The sequence below is a fragment of the Colwellia sp. C2M11 genome (assembly GCF_018860915.1).
Taxonomy (GTDB): Bacteria; Pseudomonadota; Gammaproteobacteria; order Enterobacterales; family Alteromonadaceae; genus Colwellia.
Map to the genome: position 1 here is coordinate 57,374 of NZ_JAHKQD010000014.1, position 14,638 is coordinate 72,011.

General features: G+C 37.1%; 11 protein-coding genes. 6 read left to right on the forward strand and 5 right to left on the reverse strand.

What is annotated here, in order from left to right; translation table 11 throughout:
- Positions 1-11 precede the first annotated feature (11 nt).
- A complete protein-coding gene (locus KO509_RS04675; protein ID WP_215972125.1) occupies positions 12-3,134 on the forward strand; it encodes a CusA/CzcA family heavy metal efflux RND transporter in 3,123 nt (1,040 codons plus the stop codon).
- A gap of 208 nt (positions 3,135-3,342) precedes the next feature.
- Here the strand turns inward: KO509_RS04675 and KO509_RS04680 are convergent, their stop codons facing one another.
- Positions 3,343-5,331 (reverse strand): oleate hydratase, encoded by a 1,989-nt coding sequence (locus KO509_RS04680; protein ID WP_215972126.1) that lies wholly within the window; start codon positions 5,329-5,331, stop codon positions 3,343-3,345.
- Positions 5,332-5,554: 223 nt separating this feature from the next.
- Between KO509_RS04680 and KO509_RS04685 the strand changes: the two genes are divergently transcribed.
- Positions 5,555-6,109: a DsrE family protein gene (locus KO509_RS04685; RefSeq protein WP_215972127.1), complete on the forward strand. Its 555-nt coding sequence runs from the start codon at positions 5,555-5,557 to the stop codon at positions 6,107-6,109.
- Between the two features lie 127 nt (positions 6,110-6,236).
- Positions 6,237-7,931: an alkaline phosphatase D family protein gene (locus KO509_RS04690; protein WP_215972128.1), complete on the forward strand. Its 1,695-nt coding sequence runs from the start codon at positions 6,237-6,239 to the stop codon at positions 7,929-7,931.
- A 398-nt stretch (positions 7,932-8,329) separates the two neighbouring features.
- On the opposite strand, the gene KO509_RS04695 is transcribed toward KO509_RS04690, so the two are convergent.
- Both KO509_RS04695 and KO509_RS04700 read right to left on the reverse strand, forming a co-directional pair.
- Positions 8,330-10,699: a TonB-dependent receptor gene (locus KO509_RS04695; protein ID WP_215972129.1), complete on the reverse strand. Its 2,370-nt coding sequence runs from the start codon at positions 10,697-10,699 to the stop codon at positions 8,330-8,332.
- A gap of 265 nt (positions 10,700-10,964) precedes the next feature.
- On the reverse strand, positions 10,965-11,489 hold the full coding sequence (locus KO509_RS04700; RefSeq protein WP_215972130.1) for a M48 family metallopeptidase: 525 nt from the start codon (positions 11,487-11,489) through the stop codon (positions 10,965-10,967).
- Positions 11,490-11,973: 484 nt separating this feature from the next.
- Between KO509_RS04700 and KO509_RS04705 the strand changes: the two genes are divergently transcribed.
- Positions 11,974-12,591, forward strand: coding sequence for a DUF998 domain-containing protein (locus KO509_RS04705; protein WP_303495701.1), 618 nt, complete (start codon positions 11,974-11,976; stop codon positions 12,589-12,591).
- Between the two features lie 27 nt (positions 12,592-12,618).
- Positions 12,619-12,828, forward strand: a complete 210-nt coding sequence (locus KO509_RS04710; protein WP_215972131.1) for a hypothetical protein — start codon at positions 12,619-12,621, stop codon at positions 12,826-12,828.
- A gap of 198 nt (positions 12,829-13,026) precedes the next feature.
- Here KO509_RS04710 and KO509_RS04715 read toward each other — a convergent pair whose 3' ends face one another.
- Positions 13,027-13,320 carry a type II toxin-antitoxin system RelE/ParE family toxin gene (locus KO509_RS04715; protein ID WP_215972132.1) on the reverse strand — a complete coding sequence of 98 codons (294 nt, stop codon included), beginning with the start codon at positions 13,318-13,320 and terminating at the stop codon, positions 13,027-13,029.
- Positions 13,320-13,559 (reverse strand): type II toxin-antitoxin system ParD family antitoxin, encoded by a 240-nt coding sequence (locus tag KO509_RS04720; protein ID WP_215972133.1) that lies wholly within the window; start codon positions 13,557-13,559, stop codon positions 13,320-13,322. Before KO509_RS04720 ends, KO509_RS04715 begins: the two co-directional genes overlap by 1 nt.
- A 432-nt stretch (positions 13,560-13,991) precedes the next feature.
- Between KO509_RS04720 and KO509_RS04725 the strand changes: the two genes are divergently transcribed.
- The gene (locus tag KO509_RS04725) at positions 13,992-14,534 is read left to right on the forward strand and encodes a DinB family protein (RefSeq protein ID WP_215972134.1); all 543 of its coding nucleotides are present in this window, start codon (positions 13,992-13,994) and stop codon (positions 14,532-14,534) included.
- Positions 14,535-14,638: the final 104 nt, after the last annotated feature.

The window sequence follows — 14,638 nt, forward strand, 5'->3', positions numbered from 1 at the left end:
GAGAAGAGAATATGATTGAATCAATATTGCGCTTCTCGATAGCGCGTCGTGGGCTAATGATGGCGATGATTTTAGTTATTATTGCTATAGGTTACTGGAGTTATCAAAAGCTTCCTATTGATGCTGTACCCGATATAACTAATGTCCAAGTACAAATTAACACGCGTGCGCCTGGGTATTCACCATTGGAGACGGAACAGCGAATCACTGTACCTATTGAAACGGCGATTAGAGGCATTCCTGCTTTGTCATATACGCGATCTATTTCTCGTTATGGGTTATCGCAAGTGACTATTATTTTCGATGAAGGTACTGATTTATATTTCGCTCGTAGTCTTATTAATGAAAAGTTAAGTGCACTTAAAAATAAACTACCGAGTGAATTAACGCCTGAGATGGGTCCAATTTCTACTGGGCTTGGTGAGATATTTATGTATAGCGTTGAAGCATCTGCCAATGCTTTACAGGCAGATGGCTCACCATTTGATGCTACAGCGTTACGTGAAATACAAGATTGGATCATTAAACCTCAGTTATCGTTAGTTGACGGTGTAACTGAAATTAACACCATTGGCGGCTATGACAAGCAATATCACATTACGCCAACACCAAGTAAAATGCTTGAGTTTTCACTTTCATTTAATGACATTAATATGGCCTTAAATAATAACAATAGTAACCGTGGAGCAGGTTATATCGAGCAACATGGTCAGCAACTTATGGTGCGCTCACCAGGTCAACTAAGCTCAATTCATGACATAGAGCAAGTTGTTGTTAAGTTGGTTGACGGTACGCCAATTAAAATAGTCGATATTGCTGATGTTGCTATTGGAAAGTCATTACGCACAGGTGCTGCAACGCGCAGTGGTGAAGAAACCGTTATAGGTAGTGCGATGATGCTTGTGGGTGAAAACTCTCGTGTTGTTGCGTTAGCTGTGGCAGAAAAACTTGAACAAATAAAGTTATCTTTACCTAAAGGCGTTATTGTTGAGGCGGTATATGATCGGACAACCCTTGTTGATAAAGCCATGTTTACAGTACAAAAGAACTTGGTTGAAGGAGCGTTATTAGTTGTCGCTGTATTATTTTTATTATTAGGTAATATTCGGGCGGCATTAATCACTGCTGCAGTTATTCCTCTTGCTATGTTAGCCACCATCACTGGTATGGTGAAAACCGGTGTGTCGGCCAACTTAATGAGCCTTGGCGCATTAGATTTTGGTTTGATTGTCGATGGTGCCGTCATTATCGTTGAAAATTCAATTAGGCGGCTAAGTGATGCACAACGAAATAATGGCGGTATTCTTACTAAAAAAGATCGGTTAAAAGTTGTTTATTCAGCAACCAATGAAGTGATTAGGCCAAGTTTATTTGGTGTTTTCATCATTACCATTGTTTATATTCCATTATTTAGTTTGACGGGGGTCGAAGGAAAAATGTTTCACCCAATGGCTGCAACCGTAATGATGGCATTGATTGCAGCCCTTGTTTTATCACTTACTTTAGTACCTGCTGCGGTTGCGTTATTTATGACCGGTAAAATTAAAGAAAAAGAAAGCCGTATTATTAGTGGGGCGAAATCAGTTTATAAGCCTGTGCTAATGATTGCGATGAAATTTAGATGGGTAATATTAGTTTGCTGTGCGGCTTTAGTTGCTTTTTCTCTTTGGTTAGCAACAACGCTTGGCTCGGAGTTTATTCCACAACTTAACGAAGAAGATTTATTGTTACAAGCAATTCGTATCACAGGTACAAGCCTTGAACAGTCAGTTGAAATGCAAAAAGCATTAGAGCTTAAAATACAAGAATTCCCTCAGGTTAAAAATGTATTTTCCCGAATAGGAACACCCGAAGTAGCGAATGATCCAATGCCACCCAATATTGCAGATACTTACGTCATGTATACACCAAGAAATCAATGGCCAGATCCTACCTTGAGTTATGATGAATTATCGGCACACATTGTTGAAGCTGTCGCAGAACAACCGGGTAATAATTTCGAACTTACGCAACCTATTGAAATGCGCTTTAATGAATTGATTTCAGGTGTTAGAGCTGACCTAGGAATTAAGGTGGTGGGTGATGATTTAGACCAACTATTACGCTCTGCTAATGCCATTAGGGAAGAGATTGAGAAAATTGATGGTGCAAGTGACATTCAGGTTGAACAGGTGACGGGGTTACCTATGTTATCAATTTTACCTAAACGTATAGAGCTTGCCCGTTATGGTCTTAATATTGCTCAATTACAACAGGCTTTAGCTACGGCAATTGGTGGTGAAAATGCTGGCGCCATTTATGAAGGTGATCGTCGCTTTAATATCGTCGTAAGATTACCAGAGCAAGTTAGAAATAATATTTACCGATTAGGGGAGTTACCTATAGTTTTACCTAATGGCCAGTTTGTGCCTTTATCAGAGGTTGCTGATCTTAATATTGCTCCAGCGCCTAATCAAATTAGCCGTGAAAATGGTAAACGCCGTATTGTGGTAACAGCCAATGTGAGAGGTACTGATTTAGGTACTTTTGTTAAGAATGTTAAACAAAAAATTCAGCGTAATGTAGAAATTCCGTCGGGATATTGGCTTGAGTATGGTGGTGCGTTTGAGCAATTAGCATCAGCCAATGAACGATTAACCCTCGTTATACCGATAACCTTAGCAATTATTTTAGGCTTGCTAGTTATGGCTTTTGGCAGTTTAAAAGATGCGTTAATCATCTTTTCAGGGATTCCACTAGCCCTAACTGGTGGTGTTATAGCCTTGTGGTTACGTGATATGCCATTATCAACTTCTGCTGGTGTTGGTTTTATCGCACTTTCAGGTATAGCTACACTCAATGGTTTAGTGATGCTGATGTTCATTCGTGATTTATATAAAGAGCGAGGTGAGCTTATTTCAAGCATTATCGATGGTGCTATGCTCAGATTAAGACCGGTATTGATGACTGCGTTAGTTGCAGGGTTAGGCTTTGTCCCTATGGCGTTAAATATTGGTACGGGGGCAGAGGTACAACGCCCATTAGCTACCGTTGTTATTGGCGGTATTATTTCATCCACGCTGTTAACATTGCTCGTGTTACCTATTTTGTATCGTATTGTTCATCAGCGTGAGTTTGACAAAGGTTTACTTTAATCTAATTGATAAAATTTTTCCGAACAAAGTAGATGTTATTAATGTAAGTTACAGTCACTTTGAAAAATACCATGATGTACCGGGTAAATGTTGCGCAAGTTAAAAGTTGATAACCCTTCATTGTTAAAAGAAATGGAAGGCTGTATTGATGTAGTAATAAATTACTACATCAATACATTATTAAAGCAATAAGTTACTTTTGGCAGTGTTACTTATCTTTAGTTGAAAAACCTTCTCTAAGTGAGCTTATCCAACCACCAAGCTTGTGCATTACCGTATTACCTTTGCCGAGCAGTTCATTCATTTCTTCTTCAAAATGCCATTGTTTTTTCTCTTCAGGCTCTGGTAGTGGAGGTAAAATGTGAGCAAAATACGTTTTATCCAGTAACCTATGCAACAAACGCTCACCAAAGAAAGGCTTGCCACTGTTAAGTGCTCTTGCGCCTTTGATCATGTTACGAATATCATATTGCGTTGGGCTAATATCTGGCACTTGCTTAGGAATATTCAATAGCTTATACACGCCAACACGCGCACTTCTAATGGATGTTTCCATAGTAAAGATAACGTCGTTGCGCGTTTCAACAAACTGACCAACAAAGCCTAAATTAGTACAACCTTCTGGCACAGGTTTTGGTCTATCGCCTGACGCACGAGTCATAAATTGCGCAGTAATGTAAGGCATTAATGCAGTACGAATTTTAGTGTTGGCAATCACTTCATCAAGTTGCTCAACAATACCAAGGTGAAAACAAAGCTCCTCAAGAATTTCTCTACCAGTACATTCAGCCATGGTTTTTTTAACTCGATTGCCTTTCTTATCCATAAGTAAACCGTAAACCCATATCACTAATAAGTCGTCAGGTTGCTCTGGATAATGTGGTTGGCGATTACAAGTAACACTTAACAGCCAGTTTGAATCCGTAACGGTAATAATGCCGCCTGTTGCAGCTCGGCCAGAATAAAGATCGTTAGCGGCTAATGTTTGTAATTTATCAACCAGCGGTGACGGTTTACATGTTAGCGTAGCTGACTCCCAAATAGACTGTTCAACATTGCCACAAAACTTATCAGGTTTACCAAATACAGGCGATTTTACCGCTAAGTTTTTCCATAAATCCCAACCGCTATTTTTACCGGGATCATCGTTTTCACAAGTAAGAACAGGAACGCTGTCCATATCACCATAAGCAGTTTGTTCAGTCATGGAGCCATTAAGAGCAAAGACTAAATCTTGTGGTGCCACTGCAATCTGTTGCTCTTTACCATCAATAACGGTTTTGATAGCTGTCACTGTTTTTTTATCGCCTGTGAAATTGATATCAAGATCATGTGCACAAGTATTAAACTGAAACGTAACGCCTTTATCACGTAAGTACTTTTGCAGTGGTTTAATAAAGGTGTCGTATTGATTGTACTTAGGAAACACTAAAGTAGACATATCACCAAAGCCATCAATAGCGTCAAGGAAACGATGTAAATACAGTTTCATTTCTAACAAGCTATGACAGTTTTTAAAGGCAAACATAGTGCGGAATAAAAACCAAAAATTAGTCTTTAAAAAACCTTCACTGAAATACTCTTCAATGCTGATGTCGTCTAATGTATCTTTACGTTTTAGTATGAGGCGGAGCACTTCCCACTGTTGAGACTTACTTAGTCCAAAGTCCTTATCATCTAAAATCTCACCGCTTGTTTTAATTAACCGTGCTTTAGAGTAATTAGGATCGTTGTCGTTAATGAGGCGATATTCGTCAAGTACAGAATAACCTTCTGGTAGTTCAAGTGCAGGTATTTCTTGGAATATATCCCACAAGGTATCATAGTTCCAAGTCATTTCACGGCCACCGCGAATTATGTAGCCGTTTTCTGGATCTCCAGAACCATCCATAGAGCCGCCAGCAACATCCATTTCTTCTAAAATGGTAATGTTTTTACCTGGCATATGACCGTCACGAATAAGATAAAATGCAGCGGCAAGTCCACCAACGCCACCACCGATGATCCAAGCTTTACGTTTTTCTACCTCTGGAGTAGGTAAAGGCTTATGACGAGAATAAGGAGAAATATAGTCACAAGGTGGCAGTGTATTTAATTTTTGGTGATGCCAAAAATCTTTAGTTGCATCAGGTTCATGTTCAAATCCCTCTGGTGCCGTTGTTGGAATATCAAATCGGGAATTCATTTTTATAGACATAACGCGTTCCTTTTATAAACGAGTGTTGTGCAGAAAGTATGATTTTTTGCTTAAACTAATCATGCTCCCACCAAACAGTAAATATATTGTGATAGATCAATCTATTGACGTTTATTTAAAAACTTATAATTTCGCGTAAACACTGTAGATTTAGATGATAAGAATGGTAATTGCTACTTTTTTATATCAATATAATACTCAACGTATTTTAAAGGTGAATGAAATGAAATTTATTGATTTGATTAAAGCGAAATATTTAGTGGCGGTAGTATTAATGTGTACGGCTGGTTCTTCGTTTGCCGGCAGTGAGGCATTTAAACCAGGCACTCAAATAAAAGAATTTGGTAAGATTGCATCGGTTGATACTACAGTTGCAATACCTAAAAACACAAAGTTTAAGATTGTATTCGATGTCGCCACAACGGGAGATGCAGGTACGGTTAATCGTAAATTTGATAGTTTAGCGCGATTTATTAACATGCACGTAGCTAACGGTGTTAACCCTGAAAATATTGATTTGGCGTTGGTTGTGCACGGTAAGGCAACACTTGACGTACAAAATGCAGCAGCTGTTCAGGCAAAGCAACTTGGTGAGAATAAGAACATACCGTTATTACAAAGCTTGCTCGATAACAATGTAAAAATTTACCTATGTGGTCAGTCAGCTGCTTTTTACGATGTTAAAACTGCAGATCTTTACCCTGGAGTTGATATGGCACTTTCTGCTATGACTGCTAATGCTTTGTTACAACAACAAGGCTACACTTTAAACCCTTAGTGTTTGCAATTGTACATGATGATCCTGCAACATAATTGTCATTGAAACTTCTTTTTCTATTTATAAAAATGAAATATTTAAGCAGTAAAGTGTGAGGTTACTGTTTAAACATCTTATTAAGTAAATTATGTCAAATACCTCCCGTCGTAAATTTTTAAAACTAACCACAGGTTTATCAGCTGGCAGTGTGCTTGCACTAACCGTATCTACTTCGTTAACTGGCTGCGCTATATTACAGAAAGAATCGTTAAGCAAAGTTGAATTTAACCATGGCGTTGCCAGTGGTGATCCGCTAAGCAATGCCCTTATTATATGGACTCGTGTTCAAAGTAAAGAGGCGAGTGCTGTCGTTGCATGGGAACTTGCTAGTGATGCTGATTTCAAAAATATTATTAGAAATGGATTTGAGAATACAGATAAGAGTCGTGATTTTACCATCAAGATAGATGTGCAAAATTTACAAGCTAACACTGAATATTTTTACCGTTTTGTTGGTTTAGACTCTGTAAGCCCTGTCGGTCGTGGTAAAACATTACCGGTTGATAATATTGAACAAGTTAAAATGGTAGTGGTGTCTTGTTCAAACTATCCTGCTGGTTATTTTAATGCTTATTCTGATGCAGCAAAACAAGAAGACTTAGATGTAGTGTTACATTTAGGTGATTATATTTATGAATATCCAATGGGCGGTTATGCCACGGACAATGCAGAAAAAATAGGTAGGCAATTAGCCGCCGACAATAGCGATGAAATCATTAGCTTAAGTGATTATCGTAAACGCTATGCCATATATCGAACAGATAAAGGTTTGCAGGCGCTACATGCCGCGGCACCATTTATTGTAGTTTGGGATGATCATGAAATCAGTAATGACACCTATAAAAGTGGCGCAGAAAATCACAGTGCAAATGAAGGTGACTTTTTTAAACGCCGCGCTGCAGCAATTCAAGCGTATTATGAGTGGTTACCTATTCGTCCTCCTATGGGGGAGCAAAATCCACAAATTTACCGTACTTTCGATTTTGGTAATTTACTTAGCTTACACATGTTAGACACGCGTGTTATTGCAAGAGATAAGCAATTGTCTTACAGCGATTATCGAAATAAAAATAGTAAAGAAATGGATATTGCTAAATTTTCCAAAGATCTTAATAACCCCGAAAGACACTTACTTGGTAAAACCCAATTAAACTGGTTAACATCTGCAGTTGATAAGTCAAAAGCAAAGTGGCAAGTGTTAGGTCAGCAAGTTTTAATGACTAAAATGTGGCTGCCAACGGAAATTTTTTCACAAGCCGATCGCAATAATATTCCTGCGGTAGTGGCTGAACTCGGCGCGATAAAACAAGACGTTTTAAATAACAAAGCGGTGACGGATGAACAGCTTGCTAGGGTTAATAGCCTTATGCCTTATAATTTAGATGCGTGGGATGGTTATCCAGCAGAGCGAGAAGCTTTGTACAATAATGTATCTGCGTTAAACAAAAAGTTGATAGTCGTTGCCGGTGATACCCATAATGCATGGCATGGCACATTAAAAGATGCCAAAGGTAATATCGTTGGTGCTGAATTTGCCACGCCGGGAGTAACATCACCTGGTATGGAAAGTTATTTATCGATCGACACAGAACAAGCGCAAAAAATGGCAGAGGGCTTATCTCTATTGATCAATGACCTAGAGTATTGTGATTTATCACAGCGTGGTTATATGCTTGTTACCTTAACTAAGGAAGAAGTAAAAGCTGACTGGCGTTATGTTGATAATATCATGTCAACGCAATACAACATCGTTAATCCAACACAAAGCATTTATAAAGCTTAAGCGCTAAACATAAGTTACGCTAAACGGATTAAATGGTCCGAACGATAGGTAACGATAATATAAAAGTAGGGCGGTTACGTTAATGCGTAACCGCTTTTTTATTTGCTTACTTTGTAAGTATATAGATAGTTATACCAGTTTCATTAATTAAGTGAACAATTTTATACGTAGAAAAAATTGCCTAATACAAGACATTTATTTCAATAACTCGTTGTTCTAATTATTAAATAACGATGTAGTTGGTGATTTTAGCAAGTAGAAATGATCACATAGCTAGTGAGATTGGTATTATATAGAGTAAATCAAGCTGAAGTGAAATGTAGACAATAAAAAAGCCACAATAAAAGTGGCTTAATTAATTATTTTAGGAGTATAAGTTGTTTACTGCTGGTTAGTGGTTATAAGCCCGCAGTACCAAAGTTCATGGTAAACTCAACACCAAACATACGAGGTGCACCCGCTACGAAAGTAGGGTTGCCAAATCCACCACCAGTATTCCCCGCATCAACTAAATATTCTTCATCAAGAAGGTTGTTAGCATATAAGCTTACAGACCAATTTGCATTACTCGCGATACCAACACGGGCACTCATTAAACCAAATGCTTCTTGGCTGATGTCTAAGCCAGATATTGGGGCATTTTCAGGCTCAAAGAATACTTCTGTACGGTAGCTGTATATTAATGAACTCGTTAGGCTTAAGGAGTTTGTTATTTCAGTACCGTAGAACACACCTGTACTAAATGTCCATTCAGGTTGTAATCTAAAAGTATTACCCGCTAATTGGCCATTGTTACTGTCATCGTCAATTTCTGCATCAAGGAAAGCCGTGTTTGCAAATACTTCAAATTCATCGCTAAGTAAGGCTCTTACTTCGGCTTCAAAACCAATATTAGTTGCAGAGCCAGCATCAGCAGAATAAGCAACGCCTTCTTCATCTTGTAAAGTCACTTGGAAGTTTGAATACTCTTGGTAAAACATTGCCACAGAGTAATCCACGCGGTTTTGTAATGCTTTACCTTTAATCCCTGTTTCGTAGTTCCAAATAACCTCTGCAGGTACTTCGCTAACCGAGATAGCAGCATCACCTTGTGCCGTAGCCATTGAGCTTACTTCAAGAACTTCAGAGCGTCTGCCCTTTGAAATAGTTGCATATACGTTAGTTGTTGGGTTAATTTCATATAATGCGTTAAAACGGGGCAGCCAGTCGTCATAATCGGCTTCTGCGTAGAAAATTTCACCACCAGTATCCACTGTGAATAATGCCGCACCGGTTAATACACTGTTAGGTGCGTCTGACTGATAACCACTGCGTTTTTCTTCTTTTACATAACGTAAACCAGCGGTTAGCTCTAATGCGTTAGTGGCACGGTAACTAACATCAGCAAAGGCTGAATAGGCAGTATTTTCACCATAGTTAGTAAATTCAAGCGAATAAGGAAGTAGCGTTGCGGCTCCTTCTGTTAAATATGGCGTTAATACGTTAACACTACCATCTGTATTAATACAAGGTAAGTCACTTCCTAATAAACCAAGACAATTTAAGAATACCGACTCTTCTGTACTAAATGGCACTGCTTGACTGCCGTCTTCATCAAAGTAGCTAGCACCAAAAATAGTCGTGAAGTCACCCGCTGTATAAACAGCACGTAATTCTTGGCTAAATTGATCGCCTTCAGCGGCTTCTGCAAATTCTAGAAACCAAGCTTGTGTGCCGTCACCGTCGAAAACTTCTAACGAATCAAAGCTACGTTGCGCCGTAATTGACGTAACGGTTAGGTTGTCGTTTACATCCCAGTTAACGGTCAGGTTTAGGTCGTTAACGGTACGTTCTACCCCTAAATCTTCTTTACCAAATACATCTTTAGAAAGCGGTGAACCTGATAATTCTACAAAACTGTATGGGCTAGTGTCACCACCCGTTGGTGCGTATAAACCATTTTTAAATGAGGTACCAGAGTCATCATTTTTTTCATAGGTGTATACAAGATCAATCGTTACGTCGTTGTTTGGGGTAATGCGTAGAGATGGACGATAAGAAACATGATCAAGTGCATGCATGTCTTCTTGAACGAATCCGCCAGCACTTTGTGAATCATCATTACCCGCTATATTTTCAATAAAGCCGTCACGAGTACGGGAAGTAAAGGCAAAGCGACCTTGTACTAGATTGCTACCGCCGGTAACAAAACCACTTAAGTTTTTAGCGGAAAAGTTACCAATCGAGGCTTTAATTTGTGCGGAAAAGTCTTGTTCAGGTTTACGAGTAGCAACACTGATTGCACCAACAGAAGCGGCAGTACCAAACAAGGTTGCTTGTGGCCCTTTTACAACTTCAATGCCTTCAATATCAAATAGTTCAAAGTATGAGCCTCGTGAACGAGAAACATCTACACCATTATAGTATACAGAAACGCGTGATGATGATTGTGAAGAGCCACTGTCTGAGGTTATGCCGCGAATAACAAACCCTGGATTGTTTGGGCTTTGCTCTTGAATAACAAGCCCAGGGGTGATGTCTGATAATGCATCTAATTCACCAATGCCAACACTTTCCAAAAAATCACCATCATAAGCCGTTATTGTTACAGGTACATCTTGAATTGATTGCGCACGTTTTTGTGCAACAACCACAACTTCTTCCAAAGATTTTTCTATTTCTTTTTCAGCTTGCTGTGCTGCATAACTATTTACTGATGTAATACATAACATCGCTAACGATAGTTTTGTTAGTTTAAATAAAGGTTGAGAGATATCTTTACTTGTCATTTTTAATTCCGATTAAAGTGGTTTTTTTAAGTCGAAAGGAGAGTAACCAAGTAATGCGAATTTTTTGCGTCGAAATAATGACAAATTTATGAAAATATATTTCAATTTTATGAATTGGTGTTGAGTTTATTTCTATATTAGTCCTTAATACATAAAGAAAAAAACTAAAAGCTTAAGGGAGGGGGCTATCCACAGGGCAATTATTTATTGTGAGTGACTCAAAAGCTAACACCTTTTGTTAACGAAATTTTCTAATTGATGATAATTAGTAAATAGGACCTTTTAATTCGAGTTGAGTTAGATATAAACGCATCTCAAATTCTAACTGATGGTAGTCTGGCAGCATATGTTGGCACAATTGATAAAATGCTTTATCGTGTGGCTTGACCCTGATGTGAGCTAACTCATGAACAACGATCATTTCTAAGAACGCTTCAGGAGCCGTTTTGAAAATATCGCTAATTCGTATTTCATTCTTACTTTTTAATTTACTCCCCTGAACTCTTGAAATAAATGTATGCAAGCCCAAAGCATTATTTACAACATGTATTTTTTTATCGTAAATAACTTTACTTAATGGGGGGGACTTTCGTAAATGAGTATTCTTTAAATTCATGACATATTCACGAAGCATTTTATCGTTGTTAATATGATGTATTTGAGGATGCTTCTGAAGTAAAAAATTACCTAATGTATCTTTTTCTATCATCGTGCTGATTTGATCTTGTACTTCACTTGAATATGCAGATAAATACTGTAATGGCGTTGGTTTAACTGTTGAGGATGGCATTTTTAGCTTAGATAATCGAATAAAGAAAATTGTACCTTACTTATTTTTATTCTGATAGTGATAAAATATCAAGTCTAAAATACAAACAAAGGATACTGTCTTAACGCACCTAGCCTTACCCAACACAAAAACATAAAGCCAGTGAAAATCTGGCAGGCATCATTGCTGCCGTAATACACCAAATCCGATTGAATAGCGCAATTTTTTGTGTAGAAAACGAGCATTAATATGCTCACTTTCTACATAGATAAACTTCTATTCATTGATTTTTAGTGTTTAATTTTTTAAGCACTGGGTCATACTAAGCACAAAATAGCTGAGTATGACCCAGTGCTTAGTTTCTACAAACTTAATGTTTAAAATAAAACCACCTATTTTACTATAAAGCTTTGACAGGTAATGATTTAATTATTATTCTTTTATTTCATAATCCGTTACTATCGTGAATTATGGATAATATACTGTTAACTGAGAAGGATATTTAGTGCGAAATTTAAATTACTGGTTGATCAATCAGGCACATATTGTTTGGATGGCTTCAATAATCAATATAGGTTTGGGGGTTATCATTCCTGACTTCGACTTTCTATCAAAAAGTATTAGCCATGTCGCGTTGGAAGCTCCGATTTTTGCGTATACTCATCGCGCTGCTGACATCATTATTGGTTTGTCGATGTGTGGATTTTCTTTTGGTATACATAAAATTTCACAGAATCGCTTTTCTGCAGCTACGCTGTCCTCATCTTTACTTGGCATCAGTATGATAAGTGCGGGTATCTGGACGCTGGAAACGCCACTTCACCTGTTGTACAACTTATCTATTTTCATGATTATTGTACCAATGAGCTTTGCGCTGGAGTTTAAAAACACTATTAAATCTCGCCTATTTGAAAGCTTTTCTGTAGCGGTAACAGTATTGCATGTTTTAATGTTTTGGTTTATATACGCAGGGTTTATACCGCAAGAATTTAACGGTTTAGTGCAACGCTTATGGGCCATTCCGACAATGGGATGGTTTGGTATAGCTGCTTACATGCTCATCTTGAATCAATTTTCAGTTAACAAGTCAATACAGCCGACCGCTAACGCGTCGACTGATTGAGACGTTGGTTTTCAAAGGATTTGAATTATGAGTCATAATCAAAAGGTAGTATTTTGGAGTATTTTCATAATGTTTTGCGTTGGAGCTACTGCAAACATTTATTCTCAAGGTGCTTTCGATAATATTACTTTAGGTGGCTCAATTATCATGGTGATCTTTTATCTTATTGTTGCAATATTTATTCGAAAGTTTGTAGAATCAAATCCTAAAGATATCGATAAATGGTTTAAAAAATAAATACATAAAAAGCAATTCAACGGGACACGTAAAGTTGGCTGCGTTCGTTCCTCACACATTATAGCCAACATACTTAGCCCATTAATTGGGTGTTGAGGCTGTAGAGTGTTAACGCGATATAGGTAATGCATTTAGTACCCCTATTTTATGGGGAAATTTATAATAAACGAGTTATTCTACAAACTCGTTGGTATTTTTCTAGAGTGCGGAGTTAACATCCATACTTTTATGTAATATTCTTACGATAAATATTTGACTGTTTTTATACTCTTTGTAATAGATAACATGACTAGCTTGTGGGTATTTACTGTAACCTTCTCTTATGTAATCACAGTTAATACCCAGCTCGGGATCACCAGCTAATAAATGGAACGTGCTATCTAATACTTTTAGGTAATCATTCCGTTGAGAGAGTCCCCAAGTTATTTGGGTATATTTAGCTATTTTAATTAAGTCTGTTTTGGCTTTTGAAGATAATACAAACTTATTCATTAATGGTCATCTTTATCTAATTCAGTCAATAAGCTTTCATAGCTGTATTCAGCGATACCGCTTTGTTCGCCTTGGATTAACATATTACGTAAATTTAAAAGCTTAGCTTCTTGATCTTCTAAGACCCTTAATCCAGCTCTAACAATTTCACTTGCTGAGCCATAACGACCAGTGCTAAGTTGTTGGTTTATAAACTGATCAAAATGATCGCCTAGTGTAACGCTTGTATTTTTAGCCATGATGTAAATCTCATAAAGTACCTATATATAATACATTATGGTATAAAAAATATAACAAGTCACTCAACAAATAAAATAGGACACCTATCTTTTATTGTTGTCGTAATACACCAAGTCCGATTTAATAACGCAATTTTTTGTAGAAAGTGAGCATTAATATGCTCACTTTCTACATAGGTAAACTTCTAATTTATTGATTTTTAGTATTTAATTTTTTAAGCTCTGCATCATACTCAGCACAAAATAACTGAGTATGACGCAGTGCTTAGTTTCTACAAACGTAATGTTTAAAATAAAACCACCTGTTTTACTATAAAGCTTTGACAGGTAATGATTTAATTATTATTGTTTTGTTATTCTTTTATTTCATAATCCGTTACTATCGTGAATTATGGATAATATACTGTTATGCTGACTTAGCTCGGAGTATAAATGAACCTATTGAGTCATTTCATTTTGATGGCAGATTATAATCACAGAATGAACATTCAGTTTTCTAATGTTATAGATAATTTGAGTGAAGAAATTACTAACGAAGATTTAGGAGCATATTTCACCTCTATAATGGGAACTCTTAATCATATATTAGTTTGTGATATCATTTGGCTATCAAGATTTTCTACACATTCAAAAAATTATCTAGCTCTAAAAAGTATACTTGAACTACCTAAACCAAATGGACTAAACGATATGATTTTTCCAGAGTTTAGCTCATTCAAAATAGCACGTGAAAAAGTAGATTTATCATTATCTAATTGGCTTATGAGTGAAGCTGATGCAAATGACTTCACTAAAAACTTAGAATATTCCAATACAAAAGGTATTATCAGTATTCGTAATTTTGGTGAGTTACTTAGTCATTTATTTAATCACCAAACACATCATCGAGGTCAATTATCTACTTTGTTAAATCAACAAGGACTTGATGTGGGAGTTACTGATTTCTTAATAGAGATCCCCGAAATGTCAGCATAACAAGCTGTTAAACAAGGACAAAAAACAGTTGTTTTTTGCTCCTGCGTCGCTTATTTTAACCAACTATTTTATTGCCTGTTAACAGGGCGTTGAGGCTGTAGAAT

Coding starts and splice junctions, on each gene's coding strand:
- KO509_RS04715 (WP_215972132.1), bottom strand. CDS start 13,320: ATGAATAAGTTTGTATTATCTTCAAAAGCCAAAACAGACTTAATTAAA.
- KO509_RS04685 (WP_215972127.1), top strand. CDS start 5,555: ATGAAATTTATTGATTTGATTAAAGCGAAATATTTAGTGGCGGTAGTA.
- KO509_RS04675 (WP_215972125.1), top strand. CDS start 12: ATGATTGAATCAATATTGCGCTTCTCGATAGCGCGTCGTGGGCTAATG.
- KO509_RS04710 (WP_215972131.1), top strand. CDS start 12,619: ATGAGTCATAATCAAAAGGTAGTATTTTGGAGTATTTTCATAATGTTT.
- KO509_RS04680 (WP_215972126.1), bottom strand. CDS start 5,331: ATGTCTATAAAAATGAATTCCCGATTTGATATTCCAACAACGGCACCA.
- KO509_RS04725 (WP_215972134.1), top strand. CDS start 13,992: ATGAACCTATTGAGTCATTTCATTTTGATGGCAGATTATAATCACAGA.
- KO509_RS04695 (WP_215972129.1), bottom strand. CDS start 10,699: ATGACAAGTAAAGATATCTCTCAACCTTTATTTAAACTAACAAAACTA.
- KO509_RS04700 (WP_215972130.1), bottom strand. CDS start 11,489: ATGCCATCCTCAACAGTTAAACCAACGCCATTACAGTATTTATCTGCA.
- KO509_RS04720 (WP_215972133.1), bottom strand. CDS start 13,559: ATGGCTAAAAATACAAGCGTTACACTAGGCGATCATTTTGATCAGTTT.
- KO509_RS04690 (WP_215972128.1), top strand. CDS start 6,237: ATGTCAAATACCTCCCGTCGTAAATTTTTAAAACTAACCACAGGTTTA.